23 protein-coding genes are annotated in these 26,312 nt (G+C 63.1%); 9 read left to right on the forward strand and 14 right to left on the reverse strand.

The window, feature by feature from the left end; all coding sequences use genetic code 11:
* Positions 1–22: 22 nt before the first annotated feature.
* The 5 genes from LG299_RS12440 to LG299_RS12460 all read left to right on the forward strand — a co-directional run bounded on the left by LG299_RS12440 (position 23) and on the right by LG299_RS12460 (position 7,525).
* Entirely contained in the window at positions 23–2,086 is a 2,064-nt protein-coding gene (locus tag LG299_RS12440; RefSeq protein WP_404430673.1) for a site-specific DNA-methyltransferase, read from the forward strand.
* 1 nt (position 2,087) lies between these two features.
* Complete coding sequence (locus tag LG299_RS12445) at positions 2,088–4,649, forward strand: DEAD/DEAH box helicase (protein WP_404430675.1); 2,562 nt, start codon at positions 2,088–2,090, stop codon at positions 4,647–4,649.
* Positions 4,650–4,698: 49 nt separating this feature from the next.
* Entirely contained in the window at positions 4,699–5,259 is a 561-nt protein-coding gene (locus LG299_RS12450; RefSeq protein ID WP_404430677.1) for an HAD domain-containing protein, read from the forward strand.
* A gap of 277 nt (positions 5,260–5,536) precedes the next feature.
* Positions 5,537–6,685, forward strand: coding sequence for a pentapeptide repeat-containing protein (locus tag LG299_RS12455; RefSeq protein WP_404430679.1), 1,149 nt, complete (start codon positions 5,537–5,539; stop codon positions 6,683–6,685).
* Between the two features lie 273 nt (positions 6,686–6,958).
* Entirely contained in the window at positions 6,959–7,525 is a 567-nt protein-coding gene (locus LG299_RS12460; RefSeq protein ID WP_404430681.1) for a recombinase family protein, read from the forward strand.
* A gap of 462 nt (positions 7,526–7,987) precedes the next feature.
* Here LG299_RS12460 and LG299_RS12465 read toward each other — a convergent pair whose 3' ends face one another.
* Both LG299_RS12465 and LG299_RS12470 read right to left on the reverse strand, forming a co-directional pair.
* On the reverse strand, positions 7,988–8,701 hold the full coding sequence (locus LG299_RS12465) for a hypothetical protein (RefSeq protein ID WP_404430683.1): 714 nt from the start codon (positions 8,699–8,701) through the stop codon (positions 7,988–7,990).
* Between the two features lie 75 nt (positions 8,702–8,776).
* On the reverse strand, positions 8,777–10,189 hold the full coding sequence (locus LG299_RS12470) for a hypothetical protein (RefSeq protein ID WP_404430685.1): 1,413 nt from the start codon (positions 10,187–10,189) through the stop codon (positions 8,777–8,779).
* 145 nt (positions 10,190–10,334) lie between these two features.
* Between LG299_RS12470 and LG299_RS12475 the strand changes: the two genes are divergently transcribed.
* Together LG299_RS12475 and LG299_RS12480 are read left to right on the forward strand one after the other, a co-directional pair.
* Positions 10,335–10,841, forward strand: a complete 507-nt coding sequence (locus LG299_RS12475) for a hypothetical protein (RefSeq protein ID WP_404430687.1) — start codon at positions 10,335–10,337, stop codon at positions 10,839–10,841.
* Between the two features lie 442 nt (positions 10,842–11,283).
* Positions 11,284–11,604: a hypothetical protein gene (locus LG299_RS12480; RefSeq protein ID WP_404430689.1), complete on the forward strand. Its 321-nt coding sequence runs from the start codon at positions 11,284–11,286 to the stop codon at positions 11,602–11,604.
* A 234-nt stretch (positions 11,605–11,838) separates the two neighbouring features.
* Here the strand turns inward: LG299_RS12480 and LG299_RS12485 are convergent, their stop codons facing one another.
* The 3 genes from LG299_RS12485 to LG299_RS12495 all read right to left on the reverse strand — a co-directional run bounded on the left by LG299_RS12485 (position 11,839) and on the right by LG299_RS12495 (position 13,844).
* Positions 11,839–12,912 carry a hypothetical protein gene (locus LG299_RS12485; protein WP_404430691.1) on the reverse strand — a complete coding sequence of 358 codons (1,074 nt, stop codon included), beginning with the start codon at positions 12,910–12,912 and terminating at the stop codon, positions 11,839–11,841.
* 388 nt (positions 12,913–13,300) lie between these two features.
* Positions 13,301–13,609 (reverse strand): hypothetical protein, encoded by a 309-nt coding sequence (locus LG299_RS12490; protein WP_404430693.1) that lies wholly within the window; start codon positions 13,607–13,609, stop codon positions 13,301–13,303.
* Between the two features lie 58 nt (positions 13,610–13,667).
* Positions 13,668–13,844, reverse strand: coding sequence for a hypothetical protein (locus tag LG299_RS12495; RefSeq protein ID WP_404430695.1), 177 nt, complete (start codon positions 13,842–13,844; stop codon positions 13,668–13,670).
* Between the two features lie 95 nt (positions 13,845–13,939).
* On the opposite strand from LG299_RS12495, the gene LG299_RS12500 reads away from it, so the two are divergent.
* Positions 13,940–15,520 (forward strand): RNA-directed DNA polymerase, encoded by a 1,581-nt coding sequence (locus tag LG299_RS12500; protein WP_404430697.1) that lies wholly within the window; start codon positions 13,940–13,942, stop codon positions 15,518–15,520.
* A 173-nt stretch (positions 15,521–15,693) separates the two neighbouring features.
* Positions 15,694–16,113 (forward strand): hypothetical protein, encoded by a 420-nt coding sequence (locus LG299_RS12505; RefSeq protein ID WP_404430699.1) that lies wholly within the window; start codon positions 15,694–15,696, stop codon positions 16,111–16,113.
* A 122-nt stretch (positions 16,114–16,235) separates the two neighbouring features.
* Here LG299_RS12505 and LG299_RS12510 read toward each other — a convergent pair whose 3' ends face one another.
* The 9 genes from LG299_RS12510 to LG299_RS12550 all read right to left on the reverse strand — a co-directional run bounded on the left by LG299_RS12510 (position 16,236) and on the right by LG299_RS12550 (position 26,260).
* Positions 16,236–17,606 carry a hypothetical protein gene (locus LG299_RS12510; RefSeq protein ID WP_404430701.1) on the reverse strand — a complete coding sequence of 457 codons (1,371 nt, stop codon included), beginning with the start codon at positions 17,604–17,606 and terminating at the stop codon, positions 16,236–16,238.
* A gap of 210 nt (positions 17,607–17,816) precedes the next feature.
* Positions 17,817–18,836: a type IV secretory system conjugative DNA transfer family protein gene (locus tag LG299_RS12515; RefSeq protein WP_404430703.1), complete on the reverse strand. Its 1,020-nt coding sequence runs from the start codon at positions 18,834–18,836 to the stop codon at positions 17,817–17,819.
* A 100-nt stretch (positions 18,837–18,936) separates the two neighbouring features.
* Complete coding sequence (locus tag LG299_RS12520) at positions 18,937–21,246, reverse strand: type IV secretory system conjugative DNA transfer family protein (RefSeq protein WP_404430705.1); 2,310 nt, start codon at positions 21,244–21,246, stop codon at positions 18,937–18,939.
* Positions 21,243–21,716 (reverse strand): hypothetical protein, encoded by a 474-nt coding sequence (locus LG299_RS12525; protein ID WP_404430707.1) that lies wholly within the window; start codon positions 21,714–21,716, stop codon positions 21,243–21,245. The genes LG299_RS12520 and LG299_RS12525 overlap by 4 nt, the downstream gene beginning before the upstream one ends.
* The gene (locus LG299_RS12530) at positions 21,713–22,186 is read right to left on the reverse strand and encodes a hypothetical protein (protein WP_404430709.1); all 474 of its coding nucleotides are present in this window, start codon (positions 22,184–22,186) and stop codon (positions 21,713–21,715) included. Before LG299_RS12530 ends, LG299_RS12525 begins: the two co-directional genes overlap by 4 nt.
* Positions 22,183–22,977, reverse strand: a complete 795-nt coding sequence (locus LG299_RS12535) for a hypothetical protein (protein ID WP_404430711.1) — start codon at positions 22,975–22,977, stop codon at positions 22,183–22,185. Before LG299_RS12535 ends, LG299_RS12530 begins: the two co-directional genes overlap by 4 nt.
* 26 nt (positions 22,978–23,003) lie before the next feature.
* Positions 23,004–23,507 (reverse strand): hypothetical protein, encoded by a 504-nt coding sequence (locus LG299_RS12540; protein WP_404430713.1) that lies wholly within the window; start codon positions 23,505–23,507, stop codon positions 23,004–23,006.
* Positions 23,508–23,705: 198 nt separating this feature from the next.
* Complete coding sequence (locus tag LG299_RS12545; RefSeq protein ID WP_404430715.1) at positions 23,706–24,467, reverse strand: SH3 domain-containing protein; 762 nt, start codon at positions 24,465–24,467, stop codon at positions 23,706–23,708.
* A 1,037-nt stretch (positions 24,468–25,504) separates the two neighbouring features.
* A complete protein-coding gene (locus LG299_RS12550; protein WP_404430717.1) occupies positions 25,505–26,260 on the reverse strand; it encodes a hypothetical protein in 756 nt (251 codons plus the stop codon).
* Between the last annotated feature and the right edge of the window lie 52 nt (positions 26,261–26,312).

A 26,312-nucleotide genomic window follows, 5' to 3' on the forward strand; every position in this document is an offset into this window, starting at 1 on the left:
CCGACGCGGGTAACGTACTGTTGTGGCCCACATCGACAACCTCGTCGAACGAATCGCTGATCCTCAACTGCGCACACAACTCGCCGAGGAAGTCGCGAAGCTCGTCGACCGCAAGGACTTCGGTCTTGTTTTTCAGCGGCACCGCCCTGAGGACGTCGAGGTGCCAGGGGTTCGCCCGCGGCGTGGTGATACGGTTCGGCGGCGATCTGACGCGGGTAAACAAAACTATCTGGTCATCGCGGTCGCGGACGGGCAAGCCGCTGTGGTCGCAGTTGACGCAGCGAAGCGCACGATAGAAGGCGAATCACCCACCAGTGAGCCGATCGAGCAGCTGGTCGTGGTTAAAGACTTCAGCCTTCCGATCTACCCGGGGCTCCAACTGCTTTCCGCGTTCACGCCAAACGGCGATAAGCCTCCTCACGTCGTCATTGAGGGCGAAAACTACTACGCGCTGGAGGCGTTGCTTTATACACACGAGCGAAAGATCGATGTCATCTACATCGATCCTCCGTACAACACTGGATCTGACGACTGGCAGTACAACGACAGGTACATCGACAAAACGGAGGCTTACAGGCACTCGAAGTGGCTGGCGTTCATGGAGCGCCGCCTCGTTCATGCCAGGAGGCTGTTGAAGGACAGCGGTGTTCTGTTCGTGTCGATCGACGACAACGAACAGGCGCACCTGCGACTTCTTCTCGACGACATTTTCGGTCAGGAGAACTTCCTTGACACGATCGTCGTCGAGCTTTCAACGACATCGGGCCCAAAGACGGTCAACGCTCAACAGGGCACGATCGTGAAAAACGTTGAGTACGTTCACGTATATCGAAAGGGCGAGGCATTCGACTCGGTCCGTCATACGCCGCTGTTTGACAGTGTGCCCCTCTGGGATACGCACTATTCGCTGTGGCTGAATGACGATGGAACGATCACGGACTTCGTGGACGAGTTGGCGGGCGACCCAGAGGTGTGGTCGGACATCGAGCGTTTCGGTTTCGTCCACTCCCGGGGGAAGAAGGCCGGGACGTTCATTGGCATCCCCGCGATGGACAAGCTCTTGGCGGTCTCCGACGCTGCAAGCAGGTTTGTGCTGGCGAACCTGGTTCGCATTGCGAGGCTCGACAATTTGCCTGCGTCGTGCAGGGACATGGATGCGCCTATCCGCGGATGGGTGACGGTGGAGGCAGATCACCGCACGTACATGCTCACCAGGCTGCGAAGCGGAACCGTTAACCAGGTGTACTCGCTCGACCGCAACTATCGGACCTCCGACGACTACACACCGCGATTCGCGCGAACTGTAATTCGTGGAGACCTTTGGAAAGGTTTCTACCAGGACATGGGGAACGTCTCCAAAGAAGGCGGCATCGCGTTCGCGAATGGGAAGAAGCCGATCCGTCTCATCCAGCAACTCATTCGGTGGGCCGATAACCGCCGCGACACAGTAGTACTCGACTACTTCGGCGGGTCCGGCACAACTACTCACGCAGTCGCAGCCATGAATGCCGCTGACGGGGGCCACCGTCAGTCGATCGTCATTACGAATAACGAGCTGGGCCGGACGGTATCCGACCGGTTACGAGCCGAGCGACACGCCCCAGGAGACGACGCTTGGGAGGCCGAGGGGGTGTTTCGAAAAGTGACGAAGCCTCGTATCGAGAACGCGATTGCGAGCATCAATGGCGGGCTGACAGGCTCTTCCGCAAGTGAAAGTGTGGCTTTCTTCAAGCTCACGTATGAGGACGAGAACCTTGTCGCCCTCGGGCGCAAGTTTGCGGCGGTCGCGCCGCTTCTGTGGCTAAAGGCAGGTGCCACAGGTGAGATCGTCTGGAGCATCGGCGAGCAGCCATGGGCCCTGCCGGAGGCTGCACGTTATGGGGTGCTCTTTGACACCAGCCAAGCGCGTGGATTCGGTGACGCGGTCAGTGAGCGGTCCGCCATGCTCCGACACATCTACGTCGTCACGGAATCCGAGAGCGCCTTCCAGGCGGCTGTCGGCTACCTCCCACCCGAGCTCAGACTGAATACGACGAGGCTGTACTCGGACTACCTGCATTCGTTCGAGATCAACGGCGAGGGCTGACGTGAAGTTCGAGTTGCTCGGGTTCCAGCGAACCGCCTCTCAGTCGCTTATTGCAGAGATTCAGAAGGCGCAATCGCGCTATGACCACGACAGTGAAGTGCTTGGGGCTGTGGTGTTGGAAGCCGCCACGGGTGCCGGGAAGACTGTCATCGCGACCTCTGTGATTGAGCAACTGATCTTCGGGTCCGACAGCACCGAACCGGTTGCAAACACCATCGTCTTGTGGGTGACAAATGATCCGAACCTGAACGCTCAAACGGCCCGCAAAATGCAGGAAGCTAGCGAGAAGATAAGTGACATTCGACTCATAGGCCAAGGGGCCACGTTTGACGCTGAATACTTCGAGCCGGGTGCCATCTACTTTCTCAATACGCAAGCGGCATCGTCGACCGCGCGCATCACCAAGCGCTCCGAGTCGCAGACACACACGATTTGGGACACCATCGCCAACACAGTCGAGCGATTCGGCAGTCGCTTTCTCGTGGTTGTCGATGAAGCTCACTACGGAGTCACCGAGAAGCCCGGCGGTTCGCCGACGGTTGTAAACAAGATCATCAACGGTGATCGACCGATCCCGGTGTTCATCGGCATCTCAGCCACCGCGGACCGGCTCAACAAAGCACTCGAACAACAGAGTCGCCTGAAGAAGAACGTGGTCGTGCCGATCGAGGAGGTCCGCGATTCGGGCCTAGTCAAAGATCGGATCGTTCTCGCCCCTGCAGCGTCGTTGGGCGAAGTCGTGGCGGACACTACGTTCGTGGGACTGGCTGTACAAAAGACACTGGAGTTCGAAAAGCGTTGGGCCGAATACGCTGCAGCCCAGGGCGAGTCGCCCGTCAAACCAGCGCTCGTTGTGCAGCTTCCTGATCGAAAGTCTGACGACAGCGACTTTCGGGAGCTCGTACGAAGCGTTGTCGACGCCATAGTCCAGCAGTGGCCAGGTTTGATCACGTCGAGCATCGTGCACACATTCGGGGAGCGCGCACCGCTCGACTTAGGCTCCCACCGCACCGTGCGCTACATGTCGCCGCAAGACATACAAGACGCGACGGATGTCCGCGTGGTGCTCGCCAAGAACGCAATCACCACCGGTTGGGACTGTCCAAGGGCCGAGGTGCTGGTGTCCCTGCGTGCATCGACGGAGCACACCCCGATTGCCCAATTGATTGGTCGAATTGTCCGGCAGCCACTCGCCCGAAGAATTGCATCCGATGAGTCCCTCAACCGAGTCCATGCATACCTTCCGCGGTTCGATCGGAAGACAGTCATGGCTGTTGTTGGCCAGTTCGCTGGCGGTGAGGGCGGTTCAACCGCCGAGGTAGCCCGCATGGTGCTCGAATACACGGCACCGGCCGAGATGGAACGGGTGTTGGAGGTTCTCGCGAACCTCCCGTCGTACACAGTCCCGACCCAAGCTTCCGCGCCCGAGGTTCGGCGACTGCACGCGTTGGCAACGTACCTCGAAAATGACGGTCTCCATGCTGAGGCGTTTTCGCAGGCAGGAAGCTACCTCAACGCCAGGCTTGACGACGAGGCCTCGAAGCTTAAGGCGACAGGTGATCTTCAGGCGAAACGGGACGCCGTCGCTAGCGCCTCCGTTTATGAGTTGCAGACGTCGCTCGATGGCATGGTCATCGATGGCGAGCGGGTACTCACAGGAACCCGATTGGACGCCAAGAACATCGACGATGTGTTCAAGCGTGCATCGCGAGCGATGAAGGACGGTACCGCCGAGGCCTACTGGGCTCACCTAGTCGGAGAAGATGGCGACCCTATCGAGGCCAAGATTACCGTCGCCGCGCTCGGGCTCACCGAGCACGTTGTGGAGAACATCGAGAGCGCGGCCGCGTCACTCATCAAGGACTGGTTCAAGCAACACGCAAAGTCAATCTCGCTCCTCCCAGAGTCCGATCGCGAGCGCTACGGACGACTACAGGCCGAAGCGCGTGAGCCAAGTCTCCGACCCGGCACTTCAGTTGGCGGCACTATCGAGGACGCTGTCTCAATCACCATGCTCCCTGATGAAACGAACGAGAGTTTGCGCCTGCGAATTCTCGATGATGTGGTGAACCGATGGCCGAAGCACGTGTACCAGGACGCGACTGACGGAATGTACTGGAAGCGACCGTCGAAGGTTGACGGTCTCGAACGTCAAGTGCTTCAGACGGAGCTCAATGATCCGACCCTTCTGGCGTGGTATCGGAATCCGTCGGGCGGCGAGCGTGCCGTGTGCATCCCGTACTGGGATTCTGGCGCCAGTCGCTGGGCTCGTTTGTTCCCAGATTTCATCACTTTTCACGCAGTTGGTGAGGAGGTTCTGCCGGCCATCGTTGATCCGCACGGGATCCAGCTGGGAGACTCTGCGGACAAACTTCGTGGTTACGTGACGTACGCTAACCAACACGCTGCCGCATACAGGTCGATCTGGCCGGTTACGCAGATCGACGGCAAGCGGGTGTTTCTTGCGATGCATGACGCCCAGACGCGCGGAGCGATCAGCGCAGCGCTAGCGGCCGGAACGAGCGTCGAAGCCATTTTTCGTGCCCACGGTATCGACTACTAGGGATTTGCAGGTCCACTTCCACAGACGCGGCCCGCGCATGTAGGAGGAGATGCCCGCACCAGTCCTACTCCTTGATGTCGACGGTGTTGTCCAGGCGCCGGGTCTCCGTCACGAGTGGCCTGATGCCCGCCCGGTCACAGTCCGTCTGAAAGGCGATGTCTACCCGCGGACAGGTGGCTCGTTCCCGATCACTGTCAGTAACAAGCTCTTTCAGGCCGTCGAAGCTCTGGGCGTCCAAGTTTGGTGGGCCACAAGTTGGAGCGATGAGGGAGCCATCCACGGCCTCATTGAGCAAACCGGGTTAACTTCAGTGGCGCCACGCCTTGCGGCATCGCGCGTGCTCTCCCACCCGCCTCGCAACGTCTGGGAGGGCTATCTGCCCGACCACTGGAAGGTCACAGGCATGATCCGCCCCGTGCTCGAAGCTGAGCCGCGGCCATTCATCCTCGCTGACGACATCTTCGCTGGTCACACCTACCGTCAGATGCTTAGCTGGTACGTCGACGACGAGTTGCCGCGACTCTTCATCCAGCCCGACCCGCGCCGGGGCCTCACCCGTGCGCACCTCGTGCAGATGGCGAACTGGTTGGGCGACCAGGGTCGTGAGTGACACCGACCGCCACCCACGCGGTGCGATGCGACCGCAGGTTTCGCGTCAACCTCGCCTCGACCGTGCCGACGGTAACCCACAACGCTTGCGTCGGTCGCGTAATGAAACGCGATCGCCGGACTCTTCATAGATGAAGGCCGGGCAACCTGACGGTTTCACTCCTACGGCAAGTCCGCGGCCTTGTGCCTAGCCCAAAGTCGAGCGCCCAGGAGTGCCCGGTTACCGGCTACCTGCCTTCTGGCCGATGTAGTTCACGATCAAGTTCGGGGGGCGCGCTGTGACAAAGAGCGAAAGTGTCGGAAGTACACAATGGTGGTGGGCAGCTGGCCTCTCGATCTTCGTCGTAGTATCCGCGGTCGCGCTGGTGTTCGTTCCACAACTGCTCGTCACGATCTTGGTGAACGCGACTTTCCAGCTCAATCCGACTCCGCTTCCCCTCAAGCTCAGCGACGTGGAGTATGTAGACGCAGTAACGTCAGCACGCACCGCGGTGCTCCTGGCCGCCGGTGGTGTACTCGCCGTGATCACCCTCTACTTCACACGCGTCCGCGATGCGCACCTGGAGGCCAAGCACGAAGCTGAACGTGCGAAGTTGGACCTTGATAGAGACGCGAACCGCACCGATCGCTACGGGCGAGCAATCGAGCAGCTAGGAGCCGACAGCGCCGCCATCCGACTGGGCGGAATCTTCGCGCTGGAGCGGTTAGCAGTCGACTCAACTCGGGACCGACAGACGATCTCGAACGTCCTGACTGGATGGGTGCGCGACAACACAGAGTTTCCACCCACGGGCGAAGATCACTACCATGCAAACCCATTGCCCCCGTCAGACCTGCTCGCCGCGACCGAGGTGATTGGACGCATCAGCGCACTTGAAGGAGTGGATTCCCGCATCGACCTGTCTTGGACGGACCTCGGTGCTGTTAAGTTACGATCAGCTCGTCTCGCGGGGTCCCTTTTTGTTGGAGCCCGCCTCACTAGTGCGGACTTCGCCGGAGCTGATCTACGTGGCGCGAGCTTTCGGGGCGGGGCGCTTGACTCCGCGGATCTCTCTGGCGCGAATTTGACCGGTGCGGATCTCACATCTGCTGACCTGCACGAGTCAAATCTCGAGGGCAGTGATTTGACGCGGGTAGAAGCAAATGTTGCCAACTTTCGAGGCGCCAAGCTCAGCGGAACCAAATTCATTGGCGCAAACATAGTTGGCGCCACATTTGCCTTCGCAGACCTATGCCGCGCTCGCCTCGACGGAACAAATCTGCAGAGCGTCGATCTGCGGGGCGCGAACTTGAGAGGAGCGAGTCTCCTAGGCGCAACAAACCTCACTGCTTCGGACGTGAACGAGGCTGAATGGAACGCGGACACTCTTTGGCCAATCGGCTTCGAACCGAACGGCACCGCTCAGAAAAGCGGGCGCGCGGGCTAGGCGCGTCTTCATCCTGTCAGCGTACGGGCCCGCCCGCTTCGGAGTCCGCGCCGCGCACTTGAGCCCTTGCTCGCCCTCTGTCACCTCCCATTTGTCTAACGCCATCGCTGCAGAGTCCGGTCAAAATGCCGGTCAGGATCTTGCGCATTCCGGACCCGATATATGGACCCCGCGACTCCAGTCCTCGTGGGCCGCGCATGTGACGGTCAGGAACCGATCGGTTCCGGACCCGTACCAGTGCGTACGAGTGCGTAGGAGTAAGGGGCAGTGAGTGTGGCGATTCTGGGATATGCGCGAGTCAGCCGCGGTGATCAGGCCGCGGCGAACCAGCGACCCGCGCTGCTCGAAGCTGGCGCAACGAAAATATTCACAGATGAAGGTGTGAGTGGGGCGACCCCACCAGCATCACGACCCGCGTTCGCGGAACTGCTCACGTACGCTCGCGAGGGCGATGAAATCGTGGCGTACCGCTTGGACAGGATCGCCCGCAATGCCGCCGCGGCACTCGCGCTCGTTGAAGACCTCGACGGGCGTGGAATCACATTGCGGACGATCGCTGACGGCCTCAGCACGCGAGGGACCACCGGCCGCCTAGTGCTCACTATCATCGCCGCTATCGCCGAAATGGAAAGATCCGTCGTACGCGAACGCACCCTCGCAGGCCTCGACAGGGTCCGCGCGCAAGGGCGCCCGCTTGGACGAAAGCCTTCACTCACTGGCGATGCGGTGATGCTCGCCAACCGTTTGCGTCGTGAGGGTGTGAGCGCGGCGCAGGTCGCGAGACAGCTGGGGACTTCGAAATCCACGATCATTAGAATCACGCGAGGTTACGATGCCTGAGCCCGACTTTTTCAAGGTCCCCGCACCGCGCTGCCGACACCGGCTCCACCACCCATCGTGGCCGCACAGTCACGGTTTTGGCGAATGCGACGAGCCGACTGATGGCCTCCGGCCCTGCGTGTGCCCGCTCAGTTGACCCGTGCGGATCGAACCGCCTAGCAATCCTCGGTGGTTGGAGCGCAACCCGCAAGGTTTACTTGTGGGTCAGGCGCGGAAGCCGAGTTCGAACCTGTAAGCGGGGCTTAGAGCTTGGCTGACCTGCTCACCGTGGCGTTGCGTGGTGCACGGTCAGGCGAGGATGGCGCGATCGCCCTTGCATTACGCCTCGGCGCGACCTGGGCGCAAGTCGGCGAGGCCCGCGGGTGCACAGCTGCGGAAGCCCGACATGCGTTCACTGGGTGGCCGGCGTGCGGGGCGTGATCAACGTTCCGGTGCGTTCCCGACGTCACCGACTGCTCGGTCCTACTTGAAGTTGAACGTGCGGTACGAACTCTGGACGTTGAAACGACGGCCATCCTTGCGGCGCTGTAGGTAGCCCGCGATTGTGTCAATGTCATCCGGTCGCATCCCAAGCGCACGACACTTGGAGCGCACCTGATCGACAGTGATTGAGGCCCAACGCTCCGGGCGGTTCATCATGTCCGCTTTGAGCTTGTCTTCCTCATTCCACTTCAGTCCCGTGGAGTAGCCGGCGGCCATCTGGGCGATGTACTCAAGGATTCCGTCTACACCGTTGGGTAGCGGTTCTGCTGTCATGATGCCCTCCACCTTGACTTCGGATTGCACGCATCGATCGGCGAAAAGTTGGAGCGGGCGGGCATCCTCGATCCACTCCGCCGTCTCCTGCACGTTCCACTCGATGACCGCGAGAGCGTCGGCGTCGACATCCCACAACTCGTTCAGGTGCTTCCGCGTGGGCCACGCGTAAAGGACCCGCCGTTCAGAGAGCGAACCGGTGGACAGGCCCTTCCAGGTGAGGTGGAGCACTCCGGGCTGTGCAGCCAGCCGCTTCAGGCTGTCACCCTCGAAACGACGCTGAGGGGTGACGAGGACAACCGGCCGACCGGGCTGGTCAAGCAGCCAACGGATAGCCCTGAGGTTCTGTGGTTCGCGAGAAGTCTCGCCCTTGGTCAGACGCGAGATTGCAACCGGGAACTGGTATGCATCTGAGGTCATGCCGGCCAGCCTCTCTTCGATGGACTCTTGACGATATCTGCGCCTTCCGACACTGCCCTGAGGCTGGCTCCGTGGTCAGCCCGCGTCCCCGTCGTCGAGGGACAGGATCGTGCGCGCGGTAGCCGTGATGTCACAAACATCCGTCGCAGTGATGTTGATCTCACCCCTGAATACTTCGTTGTGGTCTCGCGCCGTCAATTGCCAAGTGCCGTGGACCGAACGAAGACCGTCATCTGTGATTATGAGCACGAACTCTTCGTCCTCGGATTCGTAGCCGCCGAGAGGACGAAGCTCGCCGACGTTGAGATCAAGATCTACCGACCCGCCGTTCCTGAAACTGATTGATGGCGGAATGTAGGCGGTGTGATTGGAGGGCAGCATGAAACTGAGATCGGGGTGACCAGAAGAACCGAAGCTCATCATGCTCGGTCCCCACGCTCTCGGCGGGTACGGCAGATCAAGGTAGGAGAAGTCGACGTCCCCCTCGTGGTCGAGGTAGTCGTGCGCGAACACGTCTCCTTCGAGGTGGAGCTCCACCTCGACATCGTGGAAGAACGTCGTTGTTCGGTTCGTCACCCTGACGATCACTGGGGTCAGGAGCCCTGCGGCGATCACCGTGGTCGCGGCCTGCCACGCTTCCCGAAATTGCGTCTCCCATTGATCAATCGAATCGAGGTACTCAAGTTCGGTGCGGTCTTCAGGAATCTGCATCGCGCGCGCGAACGACGCTGCCCCTTTTATCCCAGGCGCGAGGCCAGCGAAGCCCGAAGCGACTGGTCCCGAGTCGTCTGCATCGATCGTTGTCGTTGACTCTCTCGCGCGGAGTGCGTCGATGAGCCGTGCACGCTGAAGGCTCACATACTCCTCAACCGTGCGATCGTGATCCTCTGCGAGGTGCGAGATGGTGCCAACTACCTCGATCGCGAAATCGACTTCGACCTTTGGCATGGCCGCCCCGCGTTTCAGCAGCAGATCGAACTCATCCGCATTCGCTTCACGTGTCTCTCCATCCGCTCGGACGTAGATGCGTCCGCTCGTCAGGGAGTCGCCGCTACTGCGGCAAGCGAACGGCGGCTGTCCGACCTGCGGCGGGTCGACGAGCACGACAAGCACCTGTTTGGTCGAACCTTCGATCGGCACCCAGATCACGTCCCAACGCGGACCACCGGCGCCGACATACTGCTGGACGATCTTGGCCAGCTCCATCATCTCGACGGGCGGAACGCCTTTGATGACGCCCTCCGAAACCCCAATCACCATGGCGGCGTATCCCTCGAACGCACCAGCAGCGATGTCCGGCATACGGTTCGCCGCACCCAGCACGAACTTCGCGATCTTCTCCTTATCGCGCTTTGATGACAGGTCCAGTGTGCTCTTCAGCTCCAGGTAGTGGCGCTCGGCGAGATCGCCAACCTCCGCCACTGCAGCTACTAGCCGCTGTGCCGCGAGCACGCCCCGTGGGGCTTGTGAGGTATCGAGTTCGGCCATGGCTGCATCCTCTGGCTTAGGATCTGGTCCCGTCGTTTCAGCAACCTATCGGATGAGAGCGGTTGAACAGCCGGCGGCGTGCGAGGAACGATCTGGCGGTCGACTTGTCTGGCCGCTTTGCACTTGTCGCTCCTATGCTGACCCCATGGGGAACCTAACGGGTGGGGTCGTGCGAGTCGTCGGTGCGCTCCTAATCGGGCTTGGACTGATCCGCCTCGCTGACCGGGTGATGTGGTGGGCGCCATGCGGCGGTTCTCAGATCCCTGAGACCAACGGTCGATTCGACGGTGTACCAACGGTGACCGACGCGTGCCTGGACGCGATGAGCTTCACGAGCATCGATGAAGGGCTCCCTGTCTGGGGTGCAGCGATGGTGCTTGCAGCCATCGGAGCGATCGCTGCACGGAAAGCCGGTGCCGGTTGGGCTGGTTGGGTGGCCCTCGCGGTCATCATCGTCGTCAACCCGCTCGTCGACCCCGGGTTCTTCTGGCAAGGGTGGTCGACGGCTGACAGCATGCCAGGGTTGGGCGTGATCCCCGCGGTTGCTGTTGTCGTTGCGGGGGTGCTGCTTGCCACATCGCGGTGGAACCGGGCGCGGGGGACGACTGCCGCCGCGCGCGAAGGCAACACACTTGCTCAGCACCCCGCCTGAGGTTTAGCCGCAGGCCATTTATGACGTCGGCGGCTGTTGCCCCGGTCTTCGGGCATCCTCCTCAGCGGTGGTGATCAAGTGCGCGGTGCCCGCGCCCTTGGCCCCGCGAGGACCAGCCTTTACGCATCCGGGAACTGAAGCTCCTCGTCGAAGGGTGCAGGTTGTTGCGAAACTCAGTGCGGACGTCTCGTAGCCGACGCCCGTCGGCGACTGCCCAGCGCGGGCGGTGCTGACGCTGCCATCCCAACCCGGCGGCTGGTGCTGCGTGTGATCAGTCGCAGGTTCTCGATATGGTCACCATGTGGATGTCGGGTGGTGGGCGCTCTTGGTGGCTGCGGGAAGTTTGGTCGTCAGCGGTCTGACCTTCTGGCGCAACCGCATTCCACGCCCTCATTGGGTCCTTGACTGGGAGTACAAGCTCGACAAGGACGAGAGAGTCACAGTGTTGAAGGCCGTCGCAAGGAATCGTGGCCGTGGAGTCGCGCGAGATGTCAAGCTCACCGCGACCATGATCGATGGCGCCGCGCCACGGGATATCCCAAACATCTCCGAGGAGAGTGGCTTCAACACTGAACTGAGCAAAACGTTCCAGATCGGAGACCGCCCGCCGCGCACTCCGGGCGAGATTTCGATCGACTTCGGCACGTACGTCAAAGAGTCGGTTGATGTGAAACTCGAATGGAGCCAGGAGCCGAAGGTTCGGAAGCGGCACAGCAAGACGATCCGCTATGTGGTCGAGCGGCACGTTGATCAGACTGCATAGGAGCGCCGAAGAAGCCGTCGCGGCGCCAATTGACGGGGTGCGCCCTGCCGATAACCTCGCGTCGCGGCATTCCGAATGTTTGGAGCCTTGATCGACTGGTGCGAGGGCGAGCGGTGCACCCTCCGAGCGTTGCGCGGATGACGAGGTGGTCCGAAGGCCACCGAAATGTGACGCTCCTGCGCGAGCTGGCTACCTTCGATATCAGACTCAGCGACCGCTCGACATGCGCTCTGCCTAGAGCCCGTACAGCAGGCGGTTCGTTGCTAGGTACGGCGGGTAGGTGAGCCAGTCAGACTGGGTCGCCGGGCTTGGTGGTGATCCGGCGCTCTCGGTCCACGGGAACGTATCGAGGAGGCGGTTGGCGGCGGCTGCGGCGTCCCCGATGAGGTCGTCGCACAAGACAACAGGGTGGAGTGCGAGACCGTACTTGCCGATGTCGTGAGCTACCCACCGTTCCCGGCGCCCAAGATTGTCGACCTCCCGAAGAAACCGCTCTGCCGAGGTGCGCGGGAGGGTGACGAGCTTCTCGAATCGGCCTCGTGTATCGCTCGCTGCGCTTCCCACTGGCTCGTGGTGGACGGTGTTACGAAGCTCACCAATGACGGCTTGAAGCGCCTTGAAATGCGACGTGCTCGCAACCGATTGTGAATCTGACGGGATGGCCTGCAAAAACTCACGGCGATGCCAGGCGACATGCCTCGCATTCAACGGGTTTGCGAGGCAAGCGTTGAGCGCACGCGCGAGCGCGTCGAACATGCCCTGTAGCGCGACTGCTACTCGCTCGACAGAATCTTCGGGTTCATCCGCTCCGAACGATCGCGTTCGTTGCATGCTGGCGAGGAGTAGGTTGTCACGCGCGGCGAGGGCTTTGCCGAGTCGTAGGCGGGCTGCTCGTACAAGTCGAGTGGCCTCAAGCGGCAGACCCGAACCACCCTCGCGGAATGCTTGCGCTGACGCGGGGAGAAGAGCGCCCGCCTGGATCATTTCAGCTTGCCAGGTACCAACATGCCCTTCGAAGCCCTCGCCGAGGATGACGCGGCCACGTAGCCGTTGGTGCAGTCCGATGACAGCCAAAGCTTCCGCCACGCTTGCCGCTGCGTACGAATCTGGTCGATGGAGAAGGTAAGCATTGTCGGTCATGTAGACATCGGCATCCAGCGAGCGGGCGGCCTCGGCGTCGAGCTGTCGCGAGCTTGCCTCGTCGGGATCGAACCCGTAGTGCATTGCCCAGTTGAATGCGGCGGTGATGTTGTTGCGCGCAGAAGGAACCCCGACGAGCGCAACACCGCCCGTCCGATACTCACGCACACCGGCATACTCACCCCCAGTCTCCGGGCCAGGCGGGATCACCGCATAGTCGCCAGGCTCTTGCAGATCCGCTCCATCAACACGTCTCAGAATGCGCACATTCTCATCACTCCGTCGGAGCAGTTTCAACAGCCCGCCAACCTCTTCAGGGATGTTCGCTTGAGGGTCGACGACAACCCGAAGCACAGGCCATTCAACTTTGGGCGAGAACGGCGAGCGGTGCGACGACGTTCGTGAATTGATCAGCAAGGTCGGCCACATCGTGCCAGTCTCGCAGGGAGCCTTCCCTATCGTGGAGCGACGTCGGCAGCGCGCCGACGCGACCGTTCACCAATCTCGGTCAGTCTCCAGCCGCCAATGCCAGCATTCGCCGCGTCTCGACCGTGTGTCAGCCTTCGGTGTCCTCTTCCACCTCAGTAGTCGCCATCGACGCCATCAGCACCGCGCCCAGGCCCCCGATCGATAACGCGGCAAGCATCCACGCAGTCACACCAGCGATGAGCGGGAGACCGTTCGTCTGGACACCGACCAACGTGATCCCGACGCCCAATAGCGCGGACCCAAACGACCACAGCATCACGTTACGAAACCAGGGAAGCCGGCGGAGTTTGATGCTGATCATGCGGCGTTCGAGCACGACCGTGAGCATCACGATGGGGAAGACGGTCGCAAGGACCTGACAGGTTGCGGCGTTCATTGTCCGAGATCGTATCGGGAGGCACCGACTGCCGTGATCCGAGCCGCCTTTCGTCCAGTCAATCGCGGTGCACTGGAAGTCGCCGGTTCGCTTCGAGTTGCCGCGAGTACGAGAGCATCCCGTGGGTGATGGCGAGTCTGATCACCATGTAGATCAGCAGCAGGTTCACGATCAGCACGAGCAGCCCCGCCGCGCCGTAGATGAGATAGAACTCGGGGGTGTTGGGTGTCAGCATCCGTTCAACGTATCGGAGCGGCAGGCGTCAGTGACGGCGTGAGCATTGTGAGGGAGGTTCTCCCTCACACCATGGTTTAGGACAGACTGTGGCGCATGGAAATTGATCTGCAATTACTCAACGGGCTCGACTTGACCGGAGCTGCAGATCTCGAGCTCAGGATGTCCAACAGGCGGATGCCTCGCCGACCAGATCGCCTCGCATTGGCCAGTCGTGCGGAGGACATTGGAAAGCTGCTGCGCAATCGATACGCCAAAGGTCAGTTCGGTCAACCAGCGGACTTGGTTTTCGCAGACAAGAACCGAAGCGGACGACGTCCGATGTCAGAGATGACCCTCCAAGACAAAGTCTTGTACAGGGCGTTAGTTGATCACCTCGCCAAGTCACTGCCCTCAAACGTTGTGACCCGCCAGGGGAATCGAGAATTCAAAGCGGCGCCGCTGCAAATCTCGAATGCTCAGTACGTGAGCGTGACCGACGTGTCCTCGTACTACGAGTACATCGACCACGAGCGACTCGCGGACGAGTTGGAAGCCCAAACGGGCGATGCGCCTGTCATCACGGTGCTGATGGAGCTGCTGTTCCGAGTGATGGGTCGTCGAATCGGTCTGCCACAGATTCATAAGTCCAGCGACATCCTCGGCGACACTTACATTGACCCAGTGCGCCGCCGAATGCGACGAGCGGGGTACCAGGTAACGACCTACTCGGATGACTTCCGGATCGTCTCATCGTCGCTGGCCGACGCTCGCGATGCGTTGGAGACCTGTGCACGCGAAGTGCGCACTCTCGGACTGACGCTCAACGAATCCAAGACCTTCACCTATTCGATAGTCAGCTACGTGTTCGCACTCCAGGCGTTCGCTGACGCTGAGCGAGAACTCTTCAGAAAGAGTGACGGAAACGACGATCTGTTCACGCTGCTTCTCGAAACGGACTACCCCGACGAGTCCGATGAGAGCACGGACTCTGACAGTCAGACACTGGGTTTGTCTGCGGCCGACGCGGTTAGTGAACAGGACGCCCTCGATGCGACAGTAGATGACACCGCCATCAAAATTGGTCCCGCCCGAGCCGCGGCTGCCGAGCGAGCTCTGGAGCTTTGGGTCGCAGAACTTTCACATCCAGGAATGACGTCCAGGCGCAAGTCTGCGATCACCGAGTCGCTGGTTGCACGAGCTCTGCCAATTCTGGGCCGCACGGGCAACGACAGCGCGGTAGAGCATCTGTCAGCGCTACTGCGGAAGGATCCTGCTCTTGCCCCTCAAGTGAGCGACTACGTCGTCGAGCTTGCCAAGACCGGGCAGCGCGCTCGCATGAAGCTTCGCAAGGCGCTTGACCAACTCGTTGACGAGCCAAGTTTCAGCCTTTGGCAGAAGATGTGGATCGCACATGCCGCGGGAAGCATTCGGGCTACTCAAACGCCGCACCGCTACTACCAATGGCTCAACGAGTGCGTCATCGGTGCGGAACCACCCCTCGCCGCAACCGCCGCCGCCGCCCTGGGACGTCTCAAACGTGGTGATGTTGATGTGATGAGGCAGGCGCTCGACCGTGTGTCGCCCGCTTGGCGACCGCTGGTCTATTGGGGGCTCGCGCGACAAGATCTTGCTGCGGCCGCCGATAGCGCCAACGATCGATTCGAGCAGATTCTTGTCGAGGAGCTCACACCGTGACGCTTCCCGTCGTGCTTAGCGATCGCGCCGAAGCGGCGTGTCAGCTGCTCAACCAGACATTGAGTCATCACCGGTCCCAGACCAACACTTCGCACGACTCACACCGTCGCTCAAGGCTTGCACCTCCACCGTTCGACCACCAGCAAGTGCAGCGACAGGCGACGGCTATGCGGATGATCTCGATCACAGAGTCATTCTGTGCAGACCGCTTGCTTGCACTCGCCGAGGCTGAGATCGACCCGACCGCGAACGATGTGCGCAGCACCGTATGGGATCGCGCCGCCACAACCACAGTCTCGACGTGGGAAGGCATCCGAGGTGGGTACAGGGACTGGTTCCAAATCAAACCGAATTGGCCGAGCCTTGAGCCTCTAGTCGAGGTTCGCAATGCGATCGCTCACGGACTCGGCAATCTGACACGAATACAGAAGAAGAACCCTCAAGGCGTCAGGGACAAGCTGGCGCTGGCCGGCATCACCCTCGACGAGGACCGAGTCCTACTCGACGAGGCCGACATCACACAGATCAGGAGCGTGTGCGTCGCGTTGGTCGTTGAGATCGACGAGCTCGTGCAGGCAAGGTCCGTCGAGTAGGCCCCTTCTCCGGTCGGCTGGTGTCGTCACATTCGGATCGAAGAGAGCCGGGCAGAAAGCGGACACAACGAAGCGGCGCCCCACGGCCGGAGCCGTGGAGCACCGCTTGGTCGTGGCGTGTGTCAGTTGCTGCGGCGGGTGAGGCGCAGACCCCCGAGCGTCAGACCACCAATAGCAGCAGCGGCAGCGCTCAGGAGTCCTATCGAAGGGACAACCTCAGCACCGGTCGCAACGACAGGTACAGGCGCAGGCGCGACGGGCGCGACGGGTGGTGCGGCCGCTACAGGAGGCGTCACCGCGGGAGGCTCGACAACGATTGGCGGTTCCACAACGGGCGGGTCGACCGGAGGCGCAACGACGTCGACTGGCTCGTTGGTCACATCGAGAGTCACGATGACCGGGCCGGGGCGCTGGCTTCCCGAGTAGTACGCCTCGACCTGATCATCCGATGAGGCGATGCTGTCGACGCTCACGGGCGCACCGTCGTAGGGCTGCGAGACCGCAATGCTCACGGTCACCGGCGCATCGAGGCCGATGTAGCTCGCCGGCGCGGCCGTCTCCTCCAGGGTGAGGTTGATGACACCATCGGTGACCCCGCAGACCTCGACGGTGCTCGTCGACGCGGAGCCTGTGGCGTCGGTCGTCACGGTCTGCGAGCGGATCGACAGGTCGCCCTCATTGTGCGTTGCGAGGGTTTCCCAGGCGGTGCGAGCGGTCGCTTCCGCTGCATCAGAATCCGCCTGGGCAGCGGCCTGTGCGGCAATCGCATCCGCAACAACCGCATCGTGTGCGACCACCGCGGCAGCGGCGGCGTCGAGCGCGGCCAGTGCGTCAGTCTGAGCCGCGACAGTATCAGCCACCGTGGCCTGAGCCGCTGGGACCAACACGTCGGTCAGCTCGGCGTGGCGCGCGAGCTGCTCCGGCGAGAGGAATCCCTGCTCGTCAAGGAACGCGAGCTCTTCCTCCAGGTTGACGAGGGCGCCCTCCGCGACGGTCACGCCGACGGTTGCCGCATCGACCGCGCCCTGCTCGGCCGCCTGAGCGGCGACGAGTGCGGTGTGCGCGGCGTTCGCATCAGCTGTCACCGTGAAGGCCTGCGCAAGCACCGCGTAGGCGGCCTCGTATGCCGCCTGAGTCGCGATGACCTCAGCCTCCATCGCAGCAGTCTGTACATCACGAGCAGGCGACCACCCGACCGGGGCGTACGTCGGTTCACCCCCAGAGCGGGACTCGATGTCACCCGTGGTAACACGGAACGACGCGCCTGCGAGCGGCGCGGCGGTTTCTGCGTCCGCCTTGCGGATCTGGACCGTGAACGGCTGGACGACCGCGCCGCCCTTCGACTGGCATTTCCACGTCTGGATTCCGGCGTCGCCGCCATGCCATGGAAGGGCTGCCATCGCAGGGGCGGCGGCCAACAGGCTCGCCCCCAGGATTCCGGTGACGATTCCGGCTGCCGCAAACCCGCTGCCAAAGCTCTTCGTGCTCTTCATTCTCGATCTCTTCTTTCTGCTTGCTCCTGAAGTGAGAGGCGGAAATGCCTCTCACCCCACCACCCCTGCGGCAAGCCGTGCGCGGTGCGCCGATTCCGGCGCTCAGAGCCCGAGTCGACTGCGCGACTGCCGGTATTAGCGCGAAAGCTACGTCGGTGAGGTCGAGGCCCTCTGCGGGCCATTTCCACGATCGGCGCGTCAACCGATGCGTCAATCCGCGGGCAGTGGACTGGGTGCCCCTGGGCAGGTGTCTGCCGCGCCGCTCAGATCGAAGCGGTCCGCGTCAGCGACCGGCTGCACACCGCGCTCACGCAGCAGAGCCTCCAGCTCCGACTGCGGCGTGTACGCAACACGAACCACCGTGACATCGCCACTATCCGCGGCGAACACCGCCAATCCGCGACTGAGTCCGTCATCGAAACGTTCGATCTGGTCGTACACGGCGGTGACCACATCGGTGGGGAAGAGCATCCGCAACTCGGTTTGCCCGATAGGTTTTCCTGGCGCGACAAGCAACACCCGGTGCGTGAGGTTGCCGCGGATCTCGCCATCAAGGATGGCCGCGTCCGGACGTTGCATCGCCACGACCAGGTGGACCTGCACGAAACGCAGTTCCCTCGCGATGCGGCCGATGTACGACCTCAGGAGGTCCTTCTGCGCCGCGAGTTCCTTAGCCGCCCGAACTTCAGGGTCGTCCTTGTCGAGTCCTTTCGGGATTGCCGGGACGAGCAGCAGAGACGCGGCTTCGTCGACGATCAGCGTCAGCGGGCGGATGTTCTCGGCCGCACGCGCTTCAACCGACAGGTCAGCGGCGTTCCCCACGCCCTCGCGCAGCAGAACCGCTCGACGGCGACGGCCCTCCGCGTAGACCGCTTTGACAAGGGCGACCGATTCGTCGTACTCGCGAGCGAAACCCCGGCAGAAGGGTTCGATCGCCGCGAAGTCTGCACCACCCTTCGCGGAATCAAGCACGCACACGTCATGCCCGCGAGTGAGGCGCTGTGCCGCATCAGCGAGGAGGGCGACCGTCTTGCCTGAACCCGTTGGGCCGACCACGAGAGCCATCGGCGCGGCGAGGAGATCCTGACCGGCAGGTGCCCCCTCCGGTGTCACGCCAACCGGTAGCACGTTCCAACCGATGGGGTCCACTGACTCTGGCAGCAGCGGTCCAAGGGCAATACGGTCGGGAAGCTCCGCGACCTCACTGCCAAACTTGCTCTTGGCGTTCATCTCGATCTCTCGTTTCTTCTAGCTCCTGAAGTGAGGCGCAGATTGCGGTCTCACACACCACCCCTGCGGCAAGGGGTGCAAGGCTCACCGATTCCGGCGTTCACAGCCCGAAATCTGACAGCCCGAGACGGGTACGTGTTGGGGCCGGTTCCGCCTCGGACGGTGCGAGTGCATTGAAATCCAGGTCGCTGAGATCGAGGCCGTCAGCGGCGACGTCGACGATCGGCTCGTCGGCTGGTGCGTCGATCCGCCTGCCATGAACGGGCGCGGGTGGGCGCGGGTCCGCCGCGCCTGTCATGTCGAACCGGTCACCGTCATCAACTTCCGGGACGCCGCGGGCGCGCAGCAGGGCCTCCAGTTCCGACTGCGGTGTGTAGGCGACACGGACAGCCGTCACATCGCCACCTTCCGCAGCGAACACGGCGAGGCCACGGCTGCGCCCATCATCGAAACGTTCAATCTGGTCGTAAACGACGGTCACGACATCCGCGGGGAAGAGCATCTGAAGTTCGGTCTGACCGATCGGTTTGCCGGGCGCGATGAGCTGCACCCGGTGAGAGAGGTTACTGCGGATCTCACCGTCAAGGATGGCTGCGTCCGGGCGCTGCATCGCAACGACCAGGTGCACCTGCACGAACCGGAGCTCCCGGGCGATCTTGCCGATGTACGACTTCAGGAGACCCTTCTGCGCGGCGAGCTCCTGCGCTTCCAATACCTCCGGGTCATCCTTATCGAGACCCTTCGGGACTGCCGGTACGAGCAGCAGAGAGGCGGCTTCGTCGACGATCAGCGTCAACGGGCGAATGCCCTCGGCCGCACGCACCTCATCAGAGAGGTCCACGGTGTTCCCCACCCGCTCCCGCAGCAGGATCGCACGACGACGACGCCCCTCCGCGTAGACGGCCTTGATCAGGGCGACCGCCTCGTCGTACTCGCGCGCGAACCCGCGACAGAACGGCTCGATCGCAGCGAAATCAGCTCCACCCTTCGCGGCATCAAGCACGCATACGTCGTGCCCACGCGCCAGGCGCTGCGCCGCATCCGCGAGTAGCGCCACAGTCTTACCGGAGCCGGTCGGGCCTACCACGAGCGCCATTGGGGCGGCGAGAAGATCCTGACCGGCGGGCGCACCCTCCGGGGTCACGCCGACCGGCAAGACGTTCCAATCCGCCGGGTCAACGGAAGTCGGCAGCAGCGGTTCGAGGGCAACCCTGGCCGGCAGTTCCCGACGCGGTCGGCGTTCAAGCCGCGCGCTGTTCCCTAGCCGGTCCACGTCAACAACCCAGTCGGGGTGGAACCCGGGAATCGCAGCTTCAGCGGTACGGCGGAAGAGCGTTCGGACTGCGTCCGCTTCTCGTGCGCGCATATCAGGGTGGCGGGTCACATCGACCTGAAGGATGCCATCGCTGTCGGACTCGACTTCCACCGCAACCTCATCAGGTCGTGCACCGAAGCCGCGGGCGAGCTCATCACGCACGCGACGCGTCACCGGATCAAGCGGCCCAGCCACCGCAGCACGCCCATCCAGGTCCAGGCTGAGGAGCGTCGCGCCAGCGAGTTCGCGCTCAACCCACACCGCGAGCGCGCCCGCCTCTGCTGCCCGCAGTTGAGCGAGCGACAACGCCCAACGTCCCCCCGCGATGGCGGTCACACCGAGGACGCGTCCGTCGCTCGTTGCGGCAAGGCGCCGACGCTCTTTCGTTGCAGCCGTCGCGGGGCGCAGCTCGATCTGATGCCGTGAGACGCGGGCGGCTTCCAACTCTGGATGGTACGCCGCAACCCGAGCGTCCATATCGGCCGGTTTCGTTTGAAGCGCGATAACTGCCTGAGCGGGTGCGCGGGCGAGCATCACCCCGCCTTTGGCCGCGCGGGTGCGCCCCGCCCAAATGGACTCCGAGCCGCCAAAGATCGCTTGGAACGTCTCCTCACGACCCGGCGCACCCCGATCCTTCGCGCGCCCGGCAACCGCTGCGGTCAGCAACGAAACTGCTAGCCAGATGCCGAGGGCGGGTGCAATCAGTGCCCATGCAGCGTTGTCGACCACCCACCAGACGAGCGCCGCACCGAGGCCGAGCAGCGTCAGCACCACGATGGCGCCACCTATCGATACGACGGCGGCGACACCGTTGCGGATACTCCGCCAGATTCCACTTATCCGAGAACCGATTAAGCGCACAAGCACGAGCACCCCGACCACGGTCAGCATGAACGGGAGCAACTGCAGCCAGGCGACGCCAGGCACCAGGGAGGCGATCAGACTAGCGATCGCAGGGAGCACGAGGACGAGCACCAGCGCGGCCACCCACGCCATCAGATGCTGAGCCGAGAGTCGACCCGTGACCGCATCAATGGGTGCACCAAGGAGTATGCGCTTCGTCGCGCGAGCTGCAAGCCGTGTCAGCCCGCTCATCGGAGTGTCTCCGGGATGAGAGTGCACCCACCGCGTGTGACCGCTGAACCCGCGACGGGGACAGCTGCACCGCCTTCAAGGGTGTACTCGGCGAAGATGTCGTTCCCGTTCGCGGTGAACCAGTTGATCCCGATCGCCCCTGGCTTGGCCGTCAGCGCAACTGCGCCTGGGCTGTTGACCTCGATCGTCCCCTCACAGTCAGAAGCAGTCCAGGTTTGCGTGACGCCTGCGTACCGTTCCGCGATCGCAAGCAGCGCGACCTGATCCTCGTCAGGGGTGAACGGCGTAGATGTCGGGGTGGGCCTGGGTGTCGGCGATGCGGTCGGCACTGCCGTTGCGGCAGGCTGGCCGGGTTGCGGTGCAGCACCCGGGCCGGTCGCGATGCGTGCGATGCCCGCGCCGGCGAGCATGACAAGGGCAAGGCCCACGACGATGGCGGTCATGAGCAGAATCTTCTTGAGCCCGGTCATCGGAGCGTCTCCGGGAGCAGGGTGCAGCCGTCGGGTGTGACCGCGGAACCGGCGACGGGGATAGCCGCACCGCCTTCGAGCCGGTACTCAGCGCGGATGTAGCTGCCCTCGGCAATAGTCCCCCATTCGATGCCGATCTTGCCCGGCTTGTCCTTCAATGCATACCCGCCCGGGTAGCTCACCTCGATCGTGCCCGAGCAGTCCGACGACGTCCAGGTCTGCTCCGTGAAGATATTGCGGTCCGCGATTTCGAGGAGTTTCACCTGATCCTCATCAGGGGTGAACGGCGTCGCTGTCGGCGTGGGCGTTGTTGTCGGTGATGCTGTCGGTGCCACCGTTGCGACAGGCTGGCCCGACTGCGGTACAGCACCCGGCCCGGTCGCCACGCGTGCGATACCCGCGCCCGCGAGCATCGCCAGTGCAAGGCCCACCACGATTGCCGACACGATCAGAATGTTCTTACGGTTCATTGGTCTGTCTCCTTCTCGCCGTCGCTCGATGCGGCGGTCACCTCGTCCACATGCGCGCCCGGTGCCCGCAGGCCGTTGATTGCTGTCGCCAGCTGCCCGAGCACCTCGCCACCCGCCAGTAGGAACACGAGTGCGAGAGCGAACGCTGCGATCAGCCACGAGGACGACAGCACCCAGCCCAAGAGCACGATCGACACGCTCCGCACAGCAACCGTGGCGAGAGTCCGGAGGACCGCAGTCCCGACCGCACGAGCAACCGTCGACGGCTCCTCCACACGCTCCGGAAGCCGCAGCAGCTGACGGATGCCTGCTTCGACCTGAACGATCCATGGGGCACGTTCGCGGGGAAGGAACAACCCTCCCAGGATCCAGACCGGCAACAGCAGCGCCGCGAGAGCGATCAGCTGTTGCCAAGCATCAGCCGCAGCGCCCGGCCAAAGCCAGGCCTGCAGTTCCGTAGCTGCAAGAGCGACCGCGCCACCGACGCCGAGCGCGAGCACCACCTGCACCGCCCTGTCGGTCAGGACGAGACGCGCTACCGGGTGCGCCCGCAGGCCTGCGAGGATCGTCGCGACGGCCGTGGTCGGTTCGCTGACAGGGCGGATCGATCCGAGGATGCCCGAGAGCGCTACAGTGAGCGCAACACTGCCCGCGGTCAGCATCAGATCCAGGGCTGACCCTTGTTCTCGCAGGCCGACTGCGAGGGCAACGATCGCCCCAGTGCCGAGGATCGCGAGGGTGAGGCGCCCGACCATCTCGGCGGGGCGTGGGACTTCGATTCGTGTGGACATTCTGTGTTGCTCCTTCAGGTTGGGTGTCAGTCGAGCGGTGCGGGCGGCAACCCGACCGGCTCATCGATTTCAGTAGTCGGCTCGGGCGGTGCAGGCGTGCGGCCGGCCCACGTGTCCGGGCCCGTTCCGGGAATACCCGCGCACGCGCTGTCCCACTTTCGCGAGCCACGCAACGCTGACCTCCCCACGGCGATCGCGCCGCCAACTATGCCCAACAGCCAGGCCCCGCCGGCGGGTGCGACGAGCCACGGTAGGCCGTTGCTTTCGAGCCAACTGAGCGCCCACAGTCCCAGTACGACTAAAGCCACCGCCAGCGATGCGCCGCCCACGGACCGCACAATCCCGATGCGGCTACTAATCGCCCGCCACGCATTCGACATGTAGTCCTCAAGAAGGCGAAGGGTTGCGACGCCGCCGAGGAACGTGCAGGCAAAAGGGAGGCATGCCCACAGACCGCCGAGATTGGGCCATGCGTCGGTCAGGCCCAGCTTGATGATGGTCGCGAGTACAGGCCATCCGACGAGCAGCACGCCGCAGCCGATCCAGGTGGTCGCCTTCCGTGGTCGACCCCCACGTATTGCCTGAAGTGGCCACCCAACCATCAGCCAATACATCCCACTGACTGCGGCGGCTGCCCCCCTGGTGACCGTCATCGGAGAACCTCCTGGCTGGCGAACTTCGATTCGTGTTGACATTTCATTTGCTCCGTAGTGGTGGTGGTGGTGGCTTCAGTCGAGCGGTGCGGGAGGCAACCCGACCGGCTCAGCAGTTTCAGTAGTCGGCTCGACCGGTTCAGGCTTGCGACGGAGACGACGCACAAGCGCGTTCCCGACCAGCAGCACGATGATCCCGACCGCCAGGGCGCCGATCAGCAGCACTGGGCGCGGGACATCGAGCGGTGCGGTCCCTTCGGCGGGCGTCTCCGCGGGTACGGGTGCGATTGCCGTTTCGTTTGGCGCGGACGTGTCGTTGGACTCGGCGGTCGGGAGGTCCGGCGCGTCGGCGGTCAGATCAGACGTGAGTACCCAGCCGATGGTGTCGTCGGCGCGGACAGGTACCCACGTTTCGCCGCCGTGGTCGGTGACGGTGATGGCGGGGTTCGCGTCGACCAGGTCGCCGTTGCCGAGCGAGGCGAGCTCCGTTCCGTACGGAGACGGGAGCGCGCGCACAGCCACACTCCCGAACAGCCCGGCCACTGCGACGCGGCCCTCAGTGAAACCAACCGCAGCATCCCACCCCGCAGGTAGAGCTGCGACATCAGATGCGCGGATGAACCCGCCAGGCACAGGCCAGTTGAAAGCACCGTCCGGGCCAGCCGCCGGACCGACCGCGCAGAGGGTGTCGCCCGCAACGACCTTCGTTCCGAACGGGCTAGCCGCGGTCTCCGAGACTGTGGCTGATCGAGTCACAACGAGTGCCGTCTCGCCGGGGGCGCAGGCGACAGGTCCTGCGGCGAGAGCAAAAGTTAGTGCGACGGTTGTGAGGATCATTCGTTGGCTCCTAGTGGGCAGTTCAAGTTCTGAGTGAGACCCCGCCCGCCGTTCGCCAGCCACAGGAGGCCGCAGCTAGCTTTCGCGCCCGTCACCCTTGGGTGCCCGGCGAGCGGGGTTTTTGACTCAGATCAAACAGCCCTTCCTTCCTGTGACAGGAGGGCGGGGTCGCCCTCAATTACCCCTACGGGCGGAGTGCCAGCGACTCCGACAGTCAGCCGCTCGATGAACGCAGCTGGCACGTATCGACGGCCCCCGGGGCGCAGTCGAACCGTCGGGATCGACCCGACCGCGACCGCACTGCGCACGACATCAGCGGAAACCCCGAGACGAGCTGCCAGCTGTGGGAGAGTGAAAAGCGCGGGGGCGACGAAGGCCTCAACGTCAACAGACATCGCGAACCTCCACAGCCGCGGACTGCCAAGCCAGCGCAAGAGCGCGAGAAATTTCAGGCGTCGTGACCAGCGGCCCGATCCGCTTCAGACCGGCCCAGTACGAAGGTGGTGCCTGATCCCAAAACCCGGGCATCGCGTCCGCAGCAAGATAAGCGGCAAGGTGATGCCGGTCGTCAGGGCGGCGAACGTCGACACTAGGCAGACCGTTTCGGGCGTCAATGACAGCTCGCACGAACTGGCGGTCAGCGCGCGTGTCTTGCCACGCAGCGAGACGACGCAGCCGACCACGATAACCCCCGCGAGCGTTCCCTGCGAGAACCCCACAGAGAACCCGGGCGAGCGCGAGACGCCCGCGCTCATCATCAGCAAGCCACGCCGTACCCTCACTAGTGTGCGCGAGGAGCGCGACTGCCTGAGGCCAACGCTCCAACGACCTGGCAAGGTCAACGGCGGGCTCCCACGCAACTGGCGTACCAGCGGGCAGGTTCCGCGCAGCCCGCCATGCATCTTCCCAGGCGACGGTCGCGCGCTCACCGACCGAGTTCCCGTTCCGGGTCAGCCCCGAGAGTGGACCCCACACGAAATCTGTTCTCATACAAACCCCTACGGGCGGAGCGCCAGCGACTCCGGAAGCTGCGGTCTTCATGCGTCCACCAGACCTGCCTGAAGATCACGGACGAGAGCGCCGAGCGCGGCCTTCCGCTCCACCAACTGCTCCTGGGTGAGGTCGCCCAGGATGCGGGCAACGTCGTAGGTAGTGAAGGCGAAGACGTCACGGTCACGTGAGCCGGTCGTTCGAGCCGTCAGCAGGTACGCGAGAAGGGCTGGCAAGTCCAGATCGACCGGGTCACCCGCTTCAACGCGTGCAAAGATCAGCGAGCCTTCCTCGCAAAGCTCCTCAAAAACGTCACCGGGCCGGTCAGTAACCCCGAGCGCGTGCTCCATGTCGACCCGGGCCAAACGCGCAAGAACAACGGTCTCCTCGGAGATCGAATCTTCGCCCGCAGCTTCCAGCCACTCAATGACCGCGGAGGCAGGCGGCACCCAGGCTCCCCACTCGCCGGTCCGAGCGCCGAGCGCCCGCTCCGCCTTCGCGATCAGGCCGAGGGCGCGACGGGATACTGCGATCCCCGTCGCCTCACATGCGACCTGAAAAGCGACGCGGCAGACTGCCGCGCGTTCACGCTCACGGCCGGTCGGGATCGCCGAACCGTGCTTCTCTGGAAGGCGCAGGCGACGAAGCACCTCGGCCCATGCGTCCTGCGCGAGGTCCTCGACCTCCCACCGGTTCAACGTGCGGCGTGCCCGGCGAATCGCCGACTGAACCTCCCCGGCGAGCGATTCGTAGAGTCCCTCGAATCGATCCTGTGCGGCCTGGCTGTCTGAAAAGTTCTTCACACACACCACCCCTGCGGCGAAGAAGCGGCAGAAGTAGTGAGTTCGTGTATTT

This window comes from Microbacterium lacus, assembly GCF_044794305.1.
GTDB lineage: Bacteria > Actinomycetota > Actinomycetes > Actinomycetales > Microbacteriaceae > Microbacterium > Microbacterium lacus_B.